The sequence below is a fragment of the Brevibacterium ammoniilyticum genome, assembly GCF_038429965.1.
Classification (GTDB): Bacteria; Actinomycetota; Actinomycetes; order Actinomycetales; family Brevibacteriaceae; genus Brevibacterium; species Brevibacterium ammoniilyticum.
The window spans coordinates 239,251-259,401 of the sequence record NZ_BAABNP010000004.1 but is presented as its reverse complement, the minus strand read 5'-3'; the positions used below and the strand labels follow the sequence as shown (position 1 = coordinate 259,401).

The following is a 20,151-nucleotide window of genomic DNA, read 5'->3' as shown; positions in this document are numbered from 1 at the left end:
AGGAGTCAGTCGATCTGCCCGATCGGTTCGCGCTTCTCGGCCTGGAACTGATCCTCGGCCCGCCCGCGCGCCCAATAGGCCGAGATCGACAGGGACTCGCGGGGAACCTCACGGTCCTTGAGGATCCGTCGGATCGCCTTGATCGTCTCCCGCTCGCCGTGGGCGAAGACCTGCGGTGTGCCCTCCGGCCAGTCGAGATCGGCGACGGCGGCGATCAGCGCCTTGTCGTCCTCGACCCACGTCACGGTGATACCGGCCGGTACATCGGGAAGCAGACGATCCTCGGCGTGAGCGACATTCGCGATGACATGGCCGCCCGCGTCCGCCTCCATTGCCTCAATTGCTGCACTCACCGCCGGAAGCGCCGTGTGGTCGGCGATGAGCAGATGCCACGGCGCTGCCGGTTCGGGACGGTAGGCCCCTCCCGCACCCATGGCCACGAGGGTGTCACCGGGGGCGGCCGTCTTGGCCCACGGGCCGGCAATGCCCTCATCGCCGTGGACGACGAAGTCGATCGTCAGCTGCTTCTGCTCCCGATCCATCTCGCGCACCGTGTACGTGCGATTGCGCGGCAGCATCTCGGGGGAGTGCTCGCGCAGGGCGGCGAGGTCGTAGGGAGGGACGAGCCCGAAGGCGGGATCGGCGAACATGATCTTGACGTACTTGTCGCTCGACTCGTTGTCCCTGATCGCGTCGAAGCCCTCGCCTCCCGCGGTGATCCGGATGAGGTTCGGGGTGATCGTCTCGGTCGAGACGACCGTGAGGATCGCCTGCGGGCGGTCGGGGCGCTTCGTGCGTTCAGGGGCGGCTGTCGACATCGGAGACCTTTCGTTCGCGAGGAGTTAGGTTCACCTTAGCAAACGTGCTCGGACTCTCGGTGCTGCTTCCGCGAACGCTCCGGCCGCGCAGTCCGCCCGGCCCGCGAGTCGGCTACGAGGTCTGGTCGGCGAAGTCGTCGCGGACGCGCCGCAGTCCGCGCAGGTCGAGGTCGCGCAGCTCCTTGGGGGAGTCGACGATCTCGACATCGGGCAGCGCCGAGTCCTGACCGCTGCAGCCCATCGCGTTCTCGGGGTCGAGGAGGACGACGCGTTTGCCTTCGTCCTCGAGCCGGCGCAGCGCTTCGACGACCATCCGCCGGGCCACCTCGTTGATCGAATACACCCGGCGCATGTCGAGGGCGAAGACGTCGACGGCCTCGTCGGGAGCGGTGATCTCGCGCATGACGTTCTCCGCCCCGGCCCACTGGATGGCGCCCTGGAGGCTGACGATGCGGACCATATCGCCCTTCGCGTCGACGAACCGGCGGTCGCGGCGGATGATCGAACGGGCCGGCTCCGGAGCGTTCATGATGTGGAGGCCGAGGTCGGCCGAGAGCGAGCGGAAGATCTTCGCCCCGCGCACGCTCGTGCCGTGCTTGTCGAGCCGCGGTGAGAACGTCGCCATCCCGAGCTGACCGGGCAGGACACCGAAGAGTCCACCGGAGACGCCGCTCTTGGCGGGCACTCCGACCTCCGTCATCCAGTCCCCGGCGGCGTCGTACATCCCGCACGTCATCATCACCCCGAGCACCTGTCGGTTGACCCGGGGCGAGAGCACGCGCTCACCCGTGAGCGGATTCGTCCCGCCCCCGGCCAGGGTCGCGGCCATGATCGCCAGGTCCTTGACGCGGACGAGGACCGAGCACTGGTTGATGTAGCCGCGCACCACCTCGTCGGGGTCGTCGGTGATGACCCCGTAGGAGCGGAGCATGTTCGCGATCGCGATGTTGCGGTAGGCCTCCTGCAGTTCGCCTGCGGCGATGTGCTCGTCGACGCGCAGCTGCCGGCCGGCGAAGCGGGAGAGCCCGGCGCGCACGATCTCCGTGCGCTCGGCGAGCGTCGCCCCTTCCCCGCCGAGGAGGGAGTGGACTGTGAGCGCCCCCGCGTTGATCATCGGGTTGAGCGGCTTGCCTGAGGTCTTGTCGAGCGAGAGTTCGTTGAACGCCTCACCGGTGGGTTCGACCCCGACCTTGTCGAGCACGGCGGGCAGGCCGAGCGCCTCGAGCGCGATCCCGTAGATGAAGGGCTTCGACATCGACTGGATCGAGAACTCGAAGTCCGCGTCGCCCGAATCGTATTCGACGCCGTCGAGGGTGGAGATGCAGATCGCGAGCTTCGTCGGATCCGCTGCGGCGAGGTCGGGGATGTAGTCGGCGGTGGCGCCGCTGAGATCGTAGCGATGACGTTCGAGCGTCGCATCGAGGAAATCGGGAATGGGCGATCGCATGGCACCTCCTGCATCGTGTCGGTCGGGGATCGGCCGGGCGTTCGGCCCGACTGCCATTCTCACACACCCATCCTCCCTGCCGATGTGGGATCGCCCACCTCGCCGAGGCGGTCGCTGAGTACCCGGGTCGCCTCGCCGAGGCGGTCGTCCCTTACCCCGGCCCGCCCCGCGGAGGCGGTCGATGGCGAACGCGCGACGCCCCCGCACGTGACCCGTGCGGGGGCGTCGTCGGTGCGTTAGCCGGTGCGCTCAGGCAATGAGCGGTGACCTCAGGAGGCGTCGGGTCGGTTCCGCTGATCCTGCGGATCGGTCGAGGGATCCCGGTCCGGACGGACGTCGGGTCCCGGCTGACCGCCAGCAGGTCCGCGTCCATCGGCGGGGCCGCGCCCGTCGGTGCCGCGTCCGTCGGTGCCGATCGCACGATCGGCGGCGTCGCGAGCACCCTGGATCTTGTCGGTGTACTTGCCCTTCGTCAGCGAATCCGCGGCGCCGGCGGCCTTGTCGAGGATCTGGTCGCTGAACTTCTCCACCTTCTCGGAGTTGAGCTTCTCACGGACCTTGGGATCGTTGGCGAGGTTCTTCGCCTTGTTGAGGAACTTGTCGAAAGCCATGATGAGGCCCTTCTTCACAGGTGCGGTTCACAGATGTGACGGTCACCACCGATCGTAGCCAGCGTGACTGAGTCGGTCCTGTCAATCGCCTCCACCGATCCTTACGACCTGTCCCGGCACCCTCACGACGGTCACGTCGCCCAGGCTCTGTCGAATCCCCGGTCTCCTACGACGCCCCTGACCCGCCCGTCGCCGAGGTGTACCGCAGCGCCGCCTGCACCCGTGACTGCACGCCGAGCTTCGTCAGCACCCGGGAGACATGGGTCTTCACCGTCGCCTCGGCGATCCCGAGCTCCCTGGCCAGGGTCCGATTGTTCTTGCCCGCAGCGACCCCTTCGAGCACTTCGAGCTCACGCTCGGTGAGGTCGTCCGGCAGGGCCTCGACGGGCGGGGCCGACCCCGCATCCCCGGGCAGGGTCGAGAGCATCGCGACGACGCTCGCGGTGACCTCGCCCGAGAGCACGGTGTCCCCGGCCGCAGCGCGGACGACTGCGTCGATGAGCTCCTCGGCCGAGGCGTTCTTGAGCAGGAACCCCGCAGCCCCTGCTTTGAGCGCCCCGAGGATGACCTCGTCGAGTCCGAACGAAGTGAGCATGAGCACCGTCGAAGGGGAGTCGCGCAGCTGCCGGGCTGCGGCGATCCCGTCGAGGTGCGGCATGCGGACGTCCATGAGGACGATGTCCGGTGACAGTGCCGCCGCCATGCTCACCGCGACCCGCCCGTCGGCGGCCTCCCCGACGACGGTGATCTCCGGGGAGGTCTCGAGCACCATGCGGATGCCGGCGCGCACCGCGCCGTGGTCGTCGGCGATGAGGACGGAGATCATGATTCGGCCCCCGCGCCGTCGTCCGGGTGCGAGGGCAGTCCGATGACGGCGGTGAACCGACCCGATTCGAGGGTGAAATCGGCACTCCCGCCGAGGCGGCTGAGGCGTCTGCGGATGTTCTCCAGTCCCCTCCCGGTGCCGATGAGATCGCCGGCGTCGCGATCGGGGCCGGTGACGGGGTTGGACACGGTGAGCATTCCCGGTTCCGGCGCGGTGATCGTCAGTTCGCGCGGGTGCGCGTGTTTGACGACATTGGCGACGAGTTCGGCGAACACCGGACGCAGAGCCTCCTCATCGTCTCCGGTGAGCGTGTCGATGAGTTCGTCGCCGTGCACCTCGACCCCGACGCCGCGGGCGAGTGCGAGCGTCTCGGCGACAGACGACGTCGCCGGGTCGGCTGCGGTTGGTTCGGCGCTGAGCACGTCGATCATCCGCCGCAGTTCGCTCAGCGCTCGGTCGGCGGAGGCGTGGATGGTGGTGAGCACCTCGGCGCGGACCCGCTCGTCGTTCGCGGCCAGGGCCGCCTGCGACTGCAGGGCGATCGCGGAGATGTGACCGGCGACGAGGTCGTGGAGGTCCTCGGCGGCAGCGGTGCGGACCTTCTGCTCGGTCAGGCGGGCGCTCACCTCGGCGGTGCGGTGGGCGAGGACGGCGACCTGGGTCTGGGCGTCGGCGCGGGAGCGTTCGGCTTCGGCCCGGGCCCGTTCCGCCTCGGCCGTGTTCCGGTGCTCGCGCACACTCGACGCCCACGCGGCGGGGAGGAAGACGATGAGGGCGGCGAGCAGGGAGAACTGGAAGGCCGCCGAAAGGGCGGCTCCGGCGGCGAAGGCGAGGAGCCCGGTGAGGACCGTCGCCGCCCCAGCGAGGAGGGACACGATTCTCGCCACGGGTTTCGGGGCGTGCCCGACGAGGGCGAAGACGAGTTGGAAGACCAGCCACAGCGCGAAGTTGTGTCCGCCGGCGAGCATGTCGATGCCGATGCCTGCGAGGATGCTCGTCGTCGAGACGAGGACGCGGGGAGCGTAGAGGGTGCCGACGAAACCGCAGATCACGAGGATCGGCTGGGCCACCGCATCGGGGACGACGTCGAGGGGAAACCACTGCTCCTGCGGTCCGAGGACGATGAAGAGGATCCCGATGCAGCTGAGGACGATCGCGGTGACGAGGTCTTCGACGTCGAAGGTCGGCAGCCCGGGCAGGCGGATCGATCGGGGAGTGGGCCTCGCAGCGGACATGGTCCGAGTCTAATGATGCCGGGTGCCGAGGCGGATCATCCTAAAGTCGCATGCCCGGTGCGACTTCGGACCGACGCGCATGCCGGGTCCCGGTTCCTAGCCTGGGGACATGGACTCACCACGAGTGCAGGGCGCCGCCGGGTTCTTCAGCGGACCGGTCGAGCTCCTCGAATTCGTCCTCCCGCTCGCCGCCGCCCAGGTCCTCGGTGCCACCCCCGCCCAGACCGGGGCGCTGCTCGCCGTCCAGTTCCTCGTCTCCCTCCTCACGAGGCCGGTGGCCGGCGTCCACGTCGACCGCGCAGGGAGTGAGCGGGGGACGCTTCTGCTTGCGGCTGCCGGGGCGGGATGCGGTGCGCTCTCCTTCGTCCTCTACACCGCCGCGACCACCCTGCCGCCGGCCTTCGCCGCCGCTGGTCTCGGGGGACTGGGCGGCGCGTACTTCTGGGTCGCGATCCGCGCCCACATCGCCTCACGCATAGGTTCCGGAGACGACCGCTTCGCCGCACTCATGGAGAGCGAGTCCTCCGGTGCGTGGATCGCCTTCCTCACAGGCATCCCGCTGTTCCAGATCGCCGGAGCGTCGGCGATGTTCCTCACCTGCGCGGCATCGTGCCTCGTCGCCGGTGTCCTCCTCGCGTTCACCGCCCTCACCGGCACCGATCGCCTCACCGGCACCGCCCGGCTCACCGGCACCGACCGTCTGGTCGCGAGACCCTTCACACAGGTCGAGGCCCGGAGCCTGCTGCGGTCCCTGCGCGGCATCCTCGCGCTCACCGGCGTCGTCGCCTTCGCCGAAGGCATCGTCTCCCTCCTCCTCATCCTCCACCTCATCGAGCGACTCGGCTTCGATCTCGGGGCGATCGCGCTCGTCTACCTGCCCGGGGCGATCGTGCTCAGCATCGCCCCGAGGCCGCTGCACCGACTGGTCCGCCGAGTGCCTCCGCACCGGATCCTGCTCCTCGGACTCGGCTGCTCCGCCGTGTTCGCCGCTGCCCTGGTCACCCGACCCGGCCCGGTGTCCCTAGCCGTGCTCTGGATCCTCTCCGCCCTGTGCTTCTCCCTACTCGTCCCGTTGCTCGAACGTCTCGTCGCAGAGGTCTCCGGTGAGCACGCGGGCCGCGGGTTCGGGTGGTATCAGAGCGCTGACCTCCTCGGTTCGGCCGCGGGCGCCCTGGCCGCGGGTCTCCTCTTCGGGGCGGGATTGTGGGAGGTCGCGACGATCGGGGCGGGGCTCCTCCTCGTCGTCTCCGGCATCCTCGGCCGGCGCAGCCTCCGGTCCTTCGCCGCCGTCGCAGAAACCTCCGAGCTCACACTCGCAACACCGCACTCAGCCGGCGGGCCCCCACCCGACCGCACACCGTCAGAGCACCATGAACACGGAAAGGGGCTGACCTCAGCCATGAAGAGAACCGCCACCACACTCGCCGTCCACGTGGGCATCTACCTCCTCGCCCAGGTCGTCTTCGCGTTCCTCGGCGCGAGCTGGCCGTGGGAGGTCATCACCGGCAACACCACGCCCGCCACCATCCTCACCTGGAACTCCGAGGGCACCCAGGTGCAGCGGTGGATCGGGTCGGTCTCGCGCATCTGGACGATCGTCGTCCTCGTCGACATTCTCTGGTCCGGCTACCGGATGATCGTGCCCAAGGACAAAAGCGACCGCACCGAGGAGTGAGCGCACCGCACCAGGGCGCTCACCAGAGCACGACGCTCACTTGAGCATGACGCCGGTGCCGTGGACGCTCACCCGCAGACCGTCGTCGACGGGTTTGATGTCGGTGAGCTCGAGACCCGCAGGCAGGGCCTCGAGGTCGATGACGATGTCGGAGATCGACGAAGTGAGGAATCCAGGCAGGCTCGAAAGGTCGACCTCGGCCGAACCGAGGGTGATCGTCGAGGCGGAGACGAGGATCTGCCGACCGCTCGCGCGCGCGTCGATGCCGATGCGCACATCCTGACCGAGCAACGAACCGGTGAGGATGAGCCGACTGCCCTCCGTCGTGAACGACATGCCCGCAGGCAGGGACGCCTTCTCCTTCGCCAGGGTGTCGATCGTCGACAGCGGCAGCGTCGCCTCGGCGTCGACCGTGCCGATCGGGCGGGAGGTGTCGGTGGGGACGTCGAAGAGCTTCGCATCGACGCTGGAGAACTCGATGTTCTCGTACTTCGCGCTCGCCGCCTTCACCCGCACCGAGTCGAGACGGCCCGCGGCGAGCTGGGTGAGGACGGGGAAGCCCTCGACGGTGACGTCGGCATCGCCGTAGGACTTCAGTCCCTCGGCGATCCGCTGCTCGGTGAGGCCCGCGACGATCCGGTCGGCGGCGATGGCCCCGACGACGAGCGTGAGGACGACGAGGATCCCGGAGACGATGAGGGATCGGCGGCGGCTGCGGGGGCGAGGATACTCACGAGTCGGCATGGCCGCCATTCTTCCATCGCCGCGACCTAGGATGGGCTCATGGACTCAACGCGCACGCAGAACATCAGGACTCTCTCAGCCCGACTCAACTCGTTCCACTCGTCCATCTACTTCTCCGAGACCGTCGGCCGCTCGTATGCCGAACTCGGCCTCGAACCCGGCATCCCCGCGAACATGGCCGCCCGTTCGGCCCCCATGGGCCGGGTCACCGCAGGCGTCGTCGCCGGAACCTTCTGCAACTATTCGCCTGCCTTCATCGCCACCCTCATTCCCCGCCTCTGGGACACGGTCTCGCCCGAGGTCATGGTCTCCGCACGCTTCGACGCCGTCTCCCTCTACTTCGAGGAGCTCTTCGGCTCCCGTGACGACATCGCCCTGCTCACCGAGGCGGCCACCGAGCTCACGAGCGCCCTCGCACCCGTGCGGGCAGCCCTCGACTTCTCCGGGCGGGCCCTGGCCGCGGCGACCGCCGAGGCCGTCGACGCCCACACCCCGGCCACCGCGTTCGAGGCCCTCTGGGACACCGCCACGGTGCTGCGCGAGTTCCGCGGCGACGGTCACGTCGCCTCCCTCGTCACCGCCGGAGTGCCCGGCATCGACGCGCTCCTCCTCGACGTCGGCACCGGTGCCTCGTTCAAGCCGCGTGCCGCGCAGAAGACGCGCGGGTGGAGTGATGAGGAGTGGCAGGCCGCCCAGTCACGCCTCGCCGAGGCGGGTCTGCTGACGATCGGCACCGACGACCGCGGCTACCCGCTGCCGGAGATCACCGAGGCGGGACGGACGCTGAAGGAGGAGATCGAGGTCCTCACCGACGGCACGGTCGCCGCCGCCTGGTCGGTCCTCGACGACGAGCAGATCTCAGCCCTCGTGTCCCCGAGCCGCACCCTGGTCAAGGTCTTCGCGCAGGCCGGAGCGTTCCCGTCCTCCGTCTTCGCCCAGCCGGCGAAGAAGACGAACTAGGACGGCGTCGGGAGCGGAATCCGGGGAGTCGTCAGTCCTCGGAGGCGAACTCGGCGACGACCTCGGCGGAGATCCGCTTCGCATCATCGGAGCTCGGACCCTCGGCGGAGAAGACGGCACGACGGTAGTACTCGAGTTCGACGATGGAATCGCGGATGTCGCCGAGCGCGCGGTGACCGCCGTGCTTCTCCGGAGCCTGGAAGTAGGCGCGCGGGAACCACTGCTTGGCGAGCTCCTTGATCGAGGAGACGTCGATGATCCGGTAGTGGAGGTAGTCGACGAGTTCGGGCATCTGCTTGTTCAGGAACACCTTGTCCGTGCCCACCGAGTTCCCGCCCAACGGAGCCTTGCCGGCCTCGGGCACGTGGCCCTTGACGTACTCGAGGACTCGGGCCTGCGCGTCGGCGACGGTGGTGCCGGAGTCGAGTTCGGTGATCAGGCCCGAGGCGGTGTGCATCTTCGTGACGAACTCATTCATGTTCTCCCGCGCCGCCGCGGAAGGCCGGATGACGATGTCGATGCCCTCGTCGAGCGGCTTGAGGTCGAAGTCCGTGACGATCGCGGCGATCTCGACGAGTTCGTCGCGCGCTTCGTCCAGGCCGGTCATTTCGCAGTCGATCCACACAATTCTGTCGTTGCTCACTCTGCAAGCCTATATGCTGCCCGGCGCACGCGTGCCCGAGGCGTCGGGGCAGACGGTGCCTGTGACGCCGAGGCGGTGTGGGCGACGACACACGCTGAGTGCATCCGCAGAACCCGTCCCAGCTCAGTGGCCTAAACTTGGACTGTCGTCTGCCCACATGGGGCCGGCGAGGAAGTGCCGAGTTGAGGAGAAGGTTCGCGCGTGCGTTACACACTGGCTGTGATTCTCATGGTGGTGGGTGTCGTTGTCTCAGGCCTCGGGCTGCTGCAGAAGACCCTGTGGGCCCCGGACGACACGATCACCGCCACGACGCAGATCGAGGGGTCAGCGCCGGCCGTCATCGTCGACCCGGGCATGCTCAACCTCTATGACACCCCGGCGAAGCTCACCGCCGAGGGCACGGGCGACCTGACGATCGCCCAGGCCCCGATCGAGAGCATCGACGCGTGGATCGGCGATTCCGCCGCCGCCCGCGTCACCGGGCTCGCCACCGGCGGCGGCCTGACCGTCGAGGCCAAGGACGGTGCGGCCGAGGTGCCCAACCCGGCAGGTGCCGACCTCTGGGAGGCCGAGGTCACCGGCAGCGGAACCGTGAGCCTGGACTGGAACGCCGAGGCGAACCGCACCGGGTTCCTCATCGCCGGCACCGGACAGCCCGGCGAGGTCACCTCGGTGACCCTGTCGTGGCCGAGCAACGCCGCCACCCCGTGGGCGATCCCGCTGATGATCGCCGGCGGAGTCATCTTCGTCATCGGCGTCGTCCTCCTCATCCTCGGCCGACGCACCGCGAAGCGGGAAGCCGACCGCCGCAAGGCCCGCCAGGACCGTCGCCGCAAGCTCGCCGAGTACGGCACGGCGTTCGCGATCGTGCCCGTCCTCGCGCTCAGCGCGTGCGGGACCGAAGAGCTGCCGAAGCCCGAACCCTCGGCAGCACCCACCGCCCCGATGGCCGGGGTGAGCGCCACCCAGGCCGAGCGCATCCTCGGGGCCGTGGCCACCGACGTCGCCGCCGCCGACGAGAAGCTCGACAAGGGAGCACTCGAAGCCCGCGCCGCCGGACCCGCCCTCGACCAGCGCACCGCTGCCTACGAGGTGAAGAAGAAGGTCAAGGACGAGAAGCTGCCGCCGGCCGTCGCCGCCGACGACATCGTGGTCAACTACACCGCCGCCACAGACGCGTGGCCGCGCGTGACCAGCCTCGTCACCTCCGCCGGGGACTCCACCCAGCTCCTCGCCCTCACCCAGGAGGACCCGCGCTCGGACTACAAGCTGTGGTCGCAGACCCAGCTCGTGCCCGGCACGAAGCTGCCGGAGATCGCCGACGCCCGCCAGGGCTCCCCGCTGCTCGACGCGACCGCCGAGGGCTTTGCCAAGACCCCGCAGCAGACGCTCGCCGACTACGCGAAGGCCCTGAGCTCGGGTGCCGACTCGAAGGAGGCGAAGACCTTCGAAGCCGACGACTTCTCGAAGTCGATCTGGGCGAACCAGAAGGAGCAGAAGAAGAGCGCCGAAGCAGGCAAGGCGAGCGTGAAGTTCGCCTACGAGCCCGGCAAGCAGATCGTCGCCCAGGGCACCGCGGGAGACGCCGCCGTCGTCACCGGCGTCATCGAAGCCACCTCGACGATCACGCCCCAGTCCGAAGGCGGACGCACCGGCACGCTGACGCTGAGCACCCCGCAGAAGGAGCTCACCGGTGAGAGCAGCACGCAGAAGCCGGTGACGACCTCGACGTACCAGGTGCTCACATTCCTCGTGCCCAAGGACGGCAAGGTCCGCCTCATCGGCGGACTCGAAACCCTGAGCGGAGCCAAGCTCGGCTGAGCCGACCGCCGCAGACGAACCAGCCACTGACCAGCAAGCAAAGGAGATCCCGTGACAGTCAATCCCTCACAGGACCCAGGCCCGCAGCAGGGGCTCGACCTCTCCGCGGTCCGGTCGAAGAACATGCCCGCCGGTGAGCAGGCGAGCCCGGCCCAGGACCCGAACGCGGTGCCCCTGCCCTCCCTCGTCCTCGACGTCGACGAAGCTGTGTTCAACGACGTCGTCGCGCTCTCCGAACGCGTCCCCGTCGTCATCGACCTGGGTTCCCCGGCGAGTGAGGAGAGCACCCAGCTCAGCCGGGCGCTCGAGAGCCTCATCGCTGGCTACGGCGGGCGCCTCGTGCTCGCCCGCGTCGACGTCGACGCCAACCCCCGCCTCCAGCAGGCCTTCGGCGTGCTGGCGGCACCGACCGTCGTCGCCGTCATCAAGGGCCAGCCGGTGCCGCTGTTCCAGGGGACCCTGCCGGAGCCGCAGATCGCCGCGTACCTCGACGAACTCCTCAAGCTCGCCGCGGAGAACGGGGTGAGCGGTCACGCCGTCGTCGACGGTGCCGAACCGGAGCCGACGGGCCCGAAGCATCCCGAAGCCGAGGCGGCACTCGCCGACGGCGACTTCGACACCGCCGAATCCCTGTTCAAGGCAGCACTTGCCGAATCGCCGGCCGATGAGGAGGCGAAGTTCGGTCTCGCCCGCGCCGGTCTCGGCCGCCGCCTCATCGACGCCGACCCCGCCGAGCTGATCGCGGCCGCCGATGCCGACCCGAAGGACGTCGAGGCCGCCATGGCCGCCGCCGACGCGCAGGTGGTCACCGGCGATCCCGCCGGCGCCTTCACCCGACTCATCTCCCTCATCCGCACCTCGGCGGGGGAGCAGAAGGAAGCACTGCGACTGCGGGTCCTCGACCTCTTCGAGATCGTCGGACCCGACGACCCGGCAGTGGCCAAAGCACGCACATCACTGATGAGGGCATTGTTCTGATCCAGATAGTCCGCCTCACCACAGCCGTCCTGTTCGCGATCGCCGCGGCGATCCTCGCAGTGCTGGTCGGCTCAGCCCTGTCCGTCGTCGGCACCGACGAAGTCACCGAGACCGAGGCCTTCGAGGTCTCCGACGGCTCCTATGCCATCGTCCTCGACGAGGCGGTCATACCCTACTCGGGCACCGACGTCACGATCGAGGCCCGCAACAGCCAGGGCAAGGAGCTCTTCCTCGGCACCGCGAACGGCGTCGACACCGACAGCTTCCTCGACGGGGTCTCGCAGATCCAGATCAGCGACGTCGACTTCCCGAACTCGGTGACGAAGCGCTCCCTGCCCGGCGACCCGGCCCCGGCCGCCGACATCGCCGGACGCGACTGGTGGATCTCCCAGGAGACCGGTCAGTCGGTGACGAAGACCTTCGACCTCGACGCCGACCCGCAGATGCTCGTCATCGCCCCGGCCACGGCGGGGGAGAACCTCGACGGCACGAGCGTGCAGCTGAAGATGCGCGTCGAAGGCGTGTTCGCGCTCAGCCTCATCGGACTCGCCGTCGCGATCATCTTCGCAGGCGCCGCCGCGTACTTCTTCCTCCGCTGGTGGAACGGACGCATCCGCCCCCGGAAGAAGACGGGCACCCCGAGGACGCCGGGCACCGGAACAGGAGAGGACTCCGTGGACAGCCGCAGGACCGCACGCCGAGGATCCGGCGACTCCGCCACCGCCCCCGAGGCACCGAAGGGCGGACAGACCGACGCCCCGCGGCGGTCCCGGCGCGGAGCCCGCGCCCGCGTGGCCACCGCGCTCACCCTGACGACGGGACTCGCGCTCAGCGGCTGTGCGGCCCTGCCCATCGCCCAGCCGCACACCCCCCAGGTCACCCCGTACGAACGCACCGCGGTGCGACCGGGCGAGGCCGGGAAGTTCATGACCGCCTACACCGAGTCGCTGGACAAGATCCTCGAGAACAAGGGCGAAGGCCTCGAGACCATCCAGGGCGCCCCGCTCATCGACCGCACCCGGGCGCAGATCCAGATCGCGGACAAGACGAAGCAGAAGCTGCGCGCCCCGAACTTCGCCGAGGTCGTCGCGGGCGGTCCGAGCTTCGAGAAGTACCCGATGTGGTTCTACGCCCTCGGCACGACCGACGGGGAGGACAAGCTCACCCAGGTGCAGCTCGCGACCCGCGAATCCGCGTCGACCCAGCCGATCGTGCGCACCGCGGTCTTCATCCCCGCCGACCAGGCTCCCACCCTGCTCGCCGACGGCTCCGGCGCGGTCGAGACCGCCCCGAAGGCGTTCACCGAGTCGATGGCCACCGCGGCCGACGAGGTCTCGGCCTATCTTTCCGACGGCAAGGCCGAGAAGGTCAAGGGCCTCGACCAAGGCGGATTCAAATCCTTCCGGGACTACCTCGGCGGGCTGCGGAACAAGGACTCCGGGTTCGACGAGGTCAAGGCGGAGTGCAAGCCGTACGCCGACCTCGACTTCGGGTCGATGACGCTGACAACCGAAGACGGCGCCCTCGGCATGGGCGAGGTCCGCTGCACGCTGACGATCAAGGTGCCCGAGGACTACTCGCTCGACCTCGGCGACACGATCGAAGCGGTGAAGACGAACGACAAGAACGGCAACACCGTCAAGGTCGACACCGCCCAGCCCTACGTCATCATGGCCAAGGGCGAAGAGCTCACCGCCGTCGCCTCCGACTGGGACATCCTCTCCTCCCGCATCGAGTGAGGCCCCGGGCGGGACGGCAGACGGGAGGTTCGAGACCTCAGGCGGCGACCGCCTCGGCGGCCTTGACCTGCCTGCCCACCCGGGCCAGCCACCACAGGCCGATGAGGGGCAGGACGAGGGGGATGAAGCCGTAGCCGATGCCGAAGGTCGACCACACCGAGGGCTTCGCGAAGTCCTCGGGCACGGTGAGGCTGAGGATGCCGACGACGATGACGCCGACGAACTCGATGAGGCACGCGGCGATCGCGATGCGGTGTGTGAGGCGACTGCCGATGACGAAGCAGACCGTGGCGAGGATGTAGATCAGGGCGGCGAAGACGGAGAGCGAGTAGGCGATCGGGGCGACGTCGAACTCCCGGATCACCTGATAGCCGGCCCGCGCGGTCGCCGAGAGCGCGAAGATGCCGTACACGGCGGTCAGGGCCCGCCCGAGACCCGAATGCATCGCCGAATACGGGGAGCGGGGAGTGCGGGTGCGGCTGCGCCTCGGGTTCACTGCCAAATCTGGTCCATCCTCTCGATCATGACGATCACCGTCAGTCCGGCCGCGATCAGCACGCCGGGACCCCACCGGGACAGCTCCGCGAACGCCCAGAACCCGGCCAGGGCCATGACGAGGATCGCCGTGATGACGTAGCCGAAGAAGAGGAGCGGGTCGACATCGCCGGCGCCGCCGAACGCGACGATCGAGACGACGAGCTGGACGATGAGGAGCAGCAGGAGCAGTGCCGCGACTCCGAGCAGCAGCTTGCCGGCAGGTCGGTTGCGGATCGTCTCGACGATCGACCAGACCGCGAGCACGGCCGCGACGCCGTAGAGCACGAAGGTGAGAACGGTGAACACCCGCTCAAGTCTAGTCACCGCTTACGGCGCCGGAGAATCGTTCACGGCCCGGGCGGCGGGTGAGATCGGGCACGACTCCTGGCCGGGCCCGGGGCCGAGCGCCTAAAATGGTGGGCGTGCCGATCTACCTCGACCATGCAGCGACCTCGCCGATGCCCGCGGCGGTGCTCGACGTCTACACCGCGGAGCTGAGCCGACGGGCCAACCCGTCCGCCCTCCACGCGGTCGGTCAGGCTGCCCGCATGCGCCTCGAGACCGCCCGCGACGACCTCGCCCGCGCCCTCGGCGCCCAGTCCTCCTCCGAGGTCGTCTTCACCTCCGGCGGCACGGAGGCCGACAACCTCGCCGTCAAGGGCCTCTACCTCTCCCTCAACGACGGGTCGTTCGCCTCACCGGCACGACCGCGCGTGCTCACCTCGACGATCGAGCACCATGCGATCCTCGACTCGGTCGAATGGCTCGAGCGCCTCGGCGCCGAGGTCGTCGACCTTCCCGTCGACGGCAGCGGTCGCCTCGACCTCGCCGCCGCCGAATCCGAGCTGCGCCGCGACCCCGACCGCACCGCGCTGGTCACCGTCATGGCCGCGAACAACGAGATCGGCACGATCCAGCCGATCGCCGAACTCGGTGCCCTCGCCGCAGAACTCGGCGTCCCCTTCCACATCGACGCCGTGCAGGCGCTCGGGCAGATCCCGCTGGACTTCTCCGCCCTCGGGGCGACCGCGATGACGGTGACCGCGCACAAGATCGGCGGACCCGTCGGCATCGGCGCCCTCCTCCTCGACCGGGGTGCGGCCCCGACACCCGTGCTCCACGGCGGCGGACAGGAGCGGGGAGTGCGTTCGGGCACCCTCGACGTCGCCGGGGCCATCGCCTTCGCCGCCGCCGCCGACCTCGCCACGGCCGACCTGACCACCCGCGCCGCCGGTTTCGCGGCCCTGCGCGACCGGCTCATCACGGGCATCGAGGACACGATCGACGGCGCCCGCCTCTCCGGTCCCCGCGGTGAGGGCCGTCTGCCCGGCAACGCCCACTTCACGTTCGCCGGCTGCGAAGGCGACTCACTGCTCTTCGGCCTCGACGCCCGCGGCATCGCCACCTCGACGGGCTCGGCCTGCTCGGCCGGGGTGTCCCGTCCCTCGCATGTGCTGCTGGCCTGCGGGATGGATGAGGACGTCGCCCGATCGGCCCAGCGCTTCAGCCTCGGCCACGATTCGACCGAAGCCGACGTCGACGCCGTGCTCGCCGTCCTCCCCGAGGTCGTCGAGCAGGCCCGCCGGGCCGGAATGGTCTCGGCCACCCCACGATGGAAGCAGGAGAGCGCATGAGAGTCCTCGTCGCCATGTCCGGCGGAGTCGACTCCGCCGTCGCCGCCGCCCGCGCCGTCGACGCCGGCCATGAGGTCGTAGGCGTCCACCTCGCCCTGTCCCGCATGCCCGGGACCCTGCGCACCGGTTCGCGGGGCTGCTGCACGATCGAGGACTCCCGCGACGCCCACCGGGTCGCGGGCATGCTCGGCATCCCCTTCTACGTGTGGGACTTCTCGGAGCGGTTCAAGGAGGACATCGTCGATGACTTCATCGCCGAGTACGCCGCCGGCCGCACCCCCAACCCGTGCATGCGCTGCAACGAGCGGATCAAGTTCGCCGCCCTCCTCGACCGGGCGCTCGCACTCGGCTTCGACCGGATCGCGACCGGCCACTACGCCGAGGTGATCCGCGACGCCGAAGGCCGTCCCGAACTCCACCGCGGGGAGGACCTGCTCAAGGACCAGTCCTACGTCCTCGGTGTGCTCACCGGGGATCAGCTCGAGCACTGCTACTTCCCGATCGGGGCGACCGCCTCGAAGGCCGAGGTCCGCGCCGAGGCGGCCGAGCGCGGCTTCCCCGTGGCGAACAAGCCCGACTCCTACGACATCTGCTTCATCCCCGACGGGGACACGAAGGCGTGGCTGTCGGACAAGATCTCCATGCGTCCGGGCCTGATCAAGGACGAAGAGGGCGCTGTCCTCGGCGAGCACGATGGGGCGATGACGTACACGATCGGCCAGCGCAAGGGTCTGGGCATCGAGAAGCCCGCCGCCGACGGCCGGCCCCGCTTCGTCACCGGGCTCGACCCGGAGTCGAACACCGTGACCGTCGGCTCCCGCGAGGACCTCACCGTCCATCACCTCACCGGCATCCGCACCTCGTGGAGCGGGCCCGCCCCGAGCGACATCGGAGACACCGCGGAGACGGGCATCGACTGCGAGGTCCAGATCCGCGCCCACGCCGACCCCGTGCCGGCCCGCGCCTGGCTCGGCGAGGTCATCGCCGAGGTGCCCGCCCACGAAGCCGATGTGCCGGCCGCCCGGCCCGCCGGTCAGCTCCTCCACGTCGACGTCGCCGAGGCGCTGTCTGGGGTGGCTCCGGGACAGACGATGGTGATCTACCGGGGAACCCGGGTCCTCGGTCAGGCGACGATCGACGTCACCGCCAAGGACCGCCTCGGCGAGGGTGCGATCGCCACCGCCACGGTCTGAGGGCGCGCGCCCGACTCCGGGTGCGCGCCGCCCCCGGTGACGTCGGTGGTCGGCGGTAGCCTTGAGGTCATGAAGGAATCCCCGCAGGACGTCGTCACCGCGCCGTACGGCACGTGGTCGTCGCCGCTGAGCGCGGCCGAGGTCGCCGCGGGGGCCGCCCCGATCTTCGAGGCGAAGTTCCGCGGCGAGCACGTCTACTATTCGACGAAGTTCCCCGAGGAGAACTCCCGCACGGGTCTCGTGCGCACCTCCCTGTCCCATCCGGGTGCCGGTGAGCGGATTCTGCCGGAGACGTTCAACATCCGCTCCGCCGTCCACGAGTACGGGGGCGGGGCGTGGGCGCTCGACCCGCTGAGCGAGGTCATCTGCTTCGTCAACGCCGCCGACCAGCGGGTGTGGCAGATCATCCCCGGCCGGTCCCCGCACGCGCTCACCCGCGACACGTCCGGGCTCGTCCGCTACGGCGACCTCCACATGACGCCGTGGGGTCTGCTCTGCGTGCGCGAGGACTGCCGGTCGACGGTGCGCGAACGCGCGATCGTCCTCATCACCCGGCACGGGACGACCCGGGTGCTCTCCCGGCAGTCCCACTTCATGGCGTGGCCCAGGCTCTCACCCGACGGCCGGCTGCTCACTTTCATCGGCTGGGAGCACCCGAACATGCCGTGGGATGCGACGAGCCTGTGGGTCACCGACCTCCAGGCCTCGACCTCGGGGAGGGTGTGCGGGGTCCTCCACGGTGTCTCAGGCGCGGCCACCTCAGGCGAGGGCGTCTCGCTTCTCCAGCCCGAGTTCTCCTCCCCGACGACGCTGCGGATCATCTCCGACCACACCGGGCAGTGGGCCCTGCACTCCCTCGACCTCGCCGAGGCGATCGCCGCCTCCCCGGCGCCGCGCCCGGTGGCGTGGACGACCGAGGACCTGCGTCCCGTCCTCGACACGGGAGCCGAGATCGGGGGACCCCTGTGGCAGCTGGGGGCCACGTGGCACCTCGGCGAGGGGGACGAGATCTGGGCGCACTCGCAGTCCGACCTCGCCGCGCTCGTCCGGGCCCGGACGACGGTCCCGACGACAGCCTCGGCGACTGACCTTGACGCCTCGGCGACTGACCCTGGCGCCGCAGCGTCGACAGTCGAGACGATCGCGACGGGCGGGAGCATCGAACTCCACGACCTCGGGCGCACCCACGTCCTCCTCACCCTCAAATCGCCCGAGTCATCGGGGGCGCTGTGCGCCGTCGACCGGGTGACGGGGGAGATCCGCGAGATCGCCGTCGAACGCCTCGACGCGCACGACGACTACTACTCGCGTCCCTTCACGCGCCGCCTCGGCGGGGTCCCCGTCGTCATCCACCCGCCGCACAATCCGCGCTTCGCCGCCCTCGAACGCGAACGCCCGCCCTACCTCGTCGTCGCCCACGGCGGTCCGACCGGGCAGGCGACAGCGGACATGTCGGCGCGGATGAGCTACTTCGCCTCCCGCGGGATCGGCGTCATGGAGGTCAACTACGGGGGATCGACGGGCTTCGGCCGGGCCTGGCGGGAGCGCCTGCGCGGTCAGTGGGGCATCGTCGACGTCGACGACATCGTCACCGCTGTGAAGGCGCTCGTCGCCGACGGCCTCGCCGACCCCAAGCGCATCGCGATCTCCGGCGGCTCGGCGGGAGGCTGGACGGCACTCTCGGCGCTCGCCTCCTCCGACGTCTTCGCCTGCGGCACCTCGTACTTCGGCGTCACCGACCTCATGCGCTTCATCGTCGACACCCACGACTTCGAGAAGCACTACGTCGACGGGCTCGTGGGCGCCTGGCCGGAGGCCCAGGACGAGCTGTTCTCCCGGTCGCCGATCCACCGCACCACGCAGATCAGCGTGCCCGTCGCGATCATGCAGGGCGACCGGGACCCGATCGTCCCGCCGAATCAGGCTGCCCAGTTCGTCGACATGCTCAGGCTTGCGGGAGTGGAGTACATTTACCGTCTGTACAAAGGCGAATCCCACGGCTTCGTCCGCACCGAGACCATCATCGATTCCCTCGAAAGCGAGTTCCGTTTCTATGTCGACGTCTTCGGAATCCCCCGCAGCCGCAGGCACCCCTGAGCGGGGGAGCGAGGCGGTGACCTCGGGCCGGTCGGACGCCGGTCCGAGCGCACCGGCACCCTCGGCGACGACGACGGGTGTGTGGATCCCCGAGGCCCTCGACCTCGGTCCCGGGCAGGCTTCCCGGCAGGCCGCCTCGGCGGGATTCGGCCTGCTCTCGGACGGTCTCCCGCCCGTCCCGCTCATCGCCCGCCCCTCCGGCGACCGGTGGGGTGCCGACGCGATCGGTCGGGCGGTCGGACTCCTGCGCGACCTCCACGTCGACCGCGTCTCCTACGGGTGGCGGCTGACGAGCACGGCCGGTCGGGACGAACGCCTCGAAGCCTCGGGTCTCGGGGAGGCCCTCGACGCCGTCGCCGAATACGGTGAGGGATTCGCCGGCCCGGTCCAGATCTCCCTGCCGGGCCCGTGGACGCTCGTCACCGCGCTCAGCCTCTCCTCGGGGGTGCGTGTGCTCGGCGACCCGGGGGCCCGCCGCGACGTCATCCAGTCCTACGCCTTCGGGATCGCCGATCTCGCCGAACGCCTGCGCCGACTCGGCCTGTCCTCCGTCGTCCGCTTCGCCGAGATGCGCCTCGACCCCGTCCTCACCGGCACCTGGCCGACCGTGTCCGGGTTCGCGAGCCTGCCCGCGATCGGCGAGGCCCAGGTCTACGCGGCCCTGACCTCGACCCTGCGCCACCTGCCGCCGGTCATCCTCAGCCTCCCCGACCTCGCACCGCTCAACGTGCGGGGCAAGACGATCCCCGCCGCCGAGGTGGTCCGCAGCACCGGTGCCGCCGCCGTGTCAGTGCCGTTGGCTAGTCTGAGGGCAGCAGGATGGGAGCAGCTGGCGACGCTGTCGGAGGCGGGTGTGGGCACATGGCTGCGACTGCCGGCGGAAGCCGGGTCACGACCGGAGGAGGTGAGGCGATGGCTCGAGGGCATCGCCGAACCGTGGCACCGGGTCGGCATGGGTGCCGCCAGCCTGAGCCGCTTCGGTGTGCTCACCGGTGAGGAGCTGTCGCTGAGCCACCCGCCGCTGCTCGACCCTGCCGCGTCACCGGCACGGGCGGACCAGCCGGCGATGCGGCTCGCCGCCGGGCTGCGCCGCGCCCTCGAGGAGGCGTAGATGAGCGGAACGGACACACCGCCTCGGGTTGGAGAGGCAGCATGGACATCGGGTCAGGCAGCACGGACATCGGGCGAGACAG

General features: G+C 69.8%; 18 protein-coding genes. 9 read left to right on the top strand and 9 right to left on the bottom strand.

What is annotated here, in order from left to right:
• Window positions 1-5: 5 nt before the first annotated feature.
• From AAHA49_RS06805 to AAHA49_RS06785, 5 genes are all read right to left on the bottom strand, one after another.
• On the bottom strand, window positions 6-818 hold the full coding sequence (locus AAHA49_RS06805) for a siderophore-interacting protein (RefSeq protein WP_342037720.1): 813 nt from the start codon (window positions 816-818) through the stop codon (window positions 6-8).
• Between the two features lie 112 nt (window positions 819-930).
• The gene (locus tag AAHA49_RS06800; RefSeq protein WP_342037719.1) at window positions 931-2,265 is read right to left on the bottom strand and encodes a glutaminase; all 1,335 of its coding nucleotides are present in this window, start codon (window positions 2,263-2,265) and stop codon (window positions 931-933) included.
• Window positions 2,266-2,534: 269 nt separating this feature from the next.
• Window positions 2,535-2,876: an antitoxin gene (locus AAHA49_RS06795; protein ID WP_342037718.1), complete on the bottom strand. Its 342-nt coding sequence runs from the start codon at window positions 2,874-2,876 to the stop codon at window positions 2,535-2,537.
• Window positions 2,877-3,042: 166 nt separating this feature from the next.
• Window positions 3,043-3,702 (bottom strand): response regulator, encoded by a 660-nt coding sequence (locus AAHA49_RS06790; protein ID WP_342037717.1) that lies wholly within the window; start codon window positions 3,700-3,702, stop codon window positions 3,043-3,045.
• A complete protein-coding gene (locus AAHA49_RS06785) occupies window positions 3,699-4,937 on the bottom strand; it encodes a sensor histidine kinase (protein WP_342037716.1) in 1,239 nt (412 codons plus the stop codon). The genes AAHA49_RS06790 and AAHA49_RS06785 overlap by 4 nt, the downstream gene beginning before the upstream one ends.
• A gap of 109 nt (window positions 4,938-5,046) precedes the next feature.
• On the opposite strand from AAHA49_RS06785, the gene AAHA49_RS06780 reads away from it, so the two are divergent.
• Window positions 5,047-6,612, top strand: a complete 1,566-nt coding sequence (locus tag AAHA49_RS06780; RefSeq protein ID WP_342037715.1) for an MFS transporter — start codon at window positions 5,047-5,049, stop codon at window positions 6,610-6,612.
• 36 nt (window positions 6,613-6,648) lie between these two features.
• Here AAHA49_RS06780 and AAHA49_RS06775 read toward each other — a convergent pair whose 3' ends face one another.
• A complete protein-coding gene (locus AAHA49_RS06775) occupies window positions 6,649-7,356 on the bottom strand; it encodes an LmeA family phospholipid-binding protein (RefSeq protein WP_342037714.1) in 708 nt (235 codons plus the stop codon).
• 39 nt (window positions 7,357-7,395) lie between these two features.
• On the opposite strand from AAHA49_RS06775, the gene AAHA49_RS06770 reads away from it, so the two are divergent.
• Window positions 7,396-8,316, top strand: a complete 921-nt coding sequence (locus AAHA49_RS06770; RefSeq protein WP_342037713.1) for an SCO6745 family protein — start codon at window positions 7,396-7,398, stop codon at window positions 8,314-8,316.
• Window positions 8,317-8,347: 31 nt separating this feature from the next.
• On the opposite strand, the gene orn is transcribed toward AAHA49_RS06770, so the two are convergent.
• Complete coding sequence (gene orn / locus AAHA49_RS06765) at window positions 8,348-8,959, bottom strand: oligoribonuclease (RefSeq protein ID WP_342037712.1); 612 nt, start codon at window positions 8,957-8,959, stop codon at window positions 8,348-8,350.
• Between the two features lie 228 nt (window positions 8,960-9,187).
• Between orn and AAHA49_RS06760 the strand changes: the two genes are divergently transcribed.
• From AAHA49_RS06760 to AAHA49_RS06750, 3 genes are read left to right on the top strand one after another with little or no spacing between them, the layout of a single operon-like run.
• Window positions 9,188-10,780 carry a hypothetical protein gene (locus AAHA49_RS06760; protein WP_342037770.1) on the top strand — a complete coding sequence of 531 codons (1,593 nt, stop codon included), beginning with the start codon at window positions 9,188-9,190 and terminating at the stop codon, window positions 10,778-10,780.
• Window positions 10,781-10,831: 51 nt separating this feature from the next.
• Entirely contained in the window at window positions 10,832-11,758 is a 927-nt protein-coding gene (locus AAHA49_RS06755; RefSeq protein ID WP_342037711.1) for a tetratricopeptide repeat protein, read from the top strand.
• Between the two features lie 59 nt (window positions 11,759-11,817).
• Window positions 11,818-13,497, top strand: a complete 1,680-nt coding sequence (locus tag AAHA49_RS06750; RefSeq protein WP_342037710.1) for a hypothetical protein — start codon at window positions 11,818-11,820, stop codon at window positions 13,495-13,497.
• Between the two features lie 37 nt (window positions 13,498-13,534).
• Here the strand turns inward: AAHA49_RS06750 and AAHA49_RS06745 are convergent, their stop codons facing one another.
• Both AAHA49_RS06745 and AAHA49_RS06740 read right to left on the bottom strand, forming a co-directional pair.
• On the bottom strand, window positions 13,535-13,942 hold the full coding sequence (locus tag AAHA49_RS06745; protein ID WP_425286505.1) for a hypothetical protein: 408 nt from the start codon (window positions 13,940-13,942) through the stop codon (window positions 13,535-13,537).
• Window positions 13,943-13,989: 47 nt separating this feature from the next.
• The gene (locus AAHA49_RS06740) at window positions 13,990-14,340 is read right to left on the bottom strand and encodes a hypothetical protein (RefSeq protein ID WP_342037709.1); all 351 of its coding nucleotides are present in this window, start codon (window positions 14,338-14,340) and stop codon (window positions 13,990-13,992) included.
• A 116-nt stretch (window positions 14,341-14,456) separates the two neighbouring features.
• Between AAHA49_RS06740 and AAHA49_RS06735 the strand changes: the two genes are divergently transcribed.
• The 4 genes from AAHA49_RS06735 (at window position 14,457) to AAHA49_RS06720 (ending at window position 20,069) form a co-directional block, all read left to right on the top strand.
• A complete protein-coding gene (locus AAHA49_RS06735; RefSeq protein ID WP_342037708.1) occupies window positions 14,457-15,668 on the top strand; it encodes a cysteine desulfurase family protein in 1,212 nt (403 codons plus the stop codon).
• Entirely contained in the window at window positions 15,665-16,861 is a 1,197-nt protein-coding gene (mnmA, locus tag AAHA49_RS06730; protein WP_342037707.1) for a tRNA 2-thiouridine(34) synthase MnmA, read from the top strand. The genes AAHA49_RS06735 and mnmA overlap by 4 nt, the downstream gene beginning before the upstream one ends.
• A gap of 69 nt (window positions 16,862-16,930) precedes the next feature.
• Window positions 16,931-18,958, top strand: a complete 2,028-nt coding sequence (locus AAHA49_RS06725) for a S9 family peptidase (RefSeq protein WP_342037706.1) — start codon at window positions 16,931-16,933, stop codon at window positions 18,956-18,958.
• On the top strand, window positions 18,915-20,069 hold the full coding sequence (locus AAHA49_RS06720) for a uroporphyrinogen decarboxylase/cobalamine-independent methonine synthase family protein (RefSeq protein WP_342037705.1): 1,155 nt from the start codon (window positions 18,915-18,917) through the stop codon (window positions 20,067-20,069). Before AAHA49_RS06725 ends, AAHA49_RS06720 begins: the two co-directional genes overlap by 44 nt.
• The last annotated feature ends 82 nt before the right edge of the window (window positions 20,070-20,151 follow it).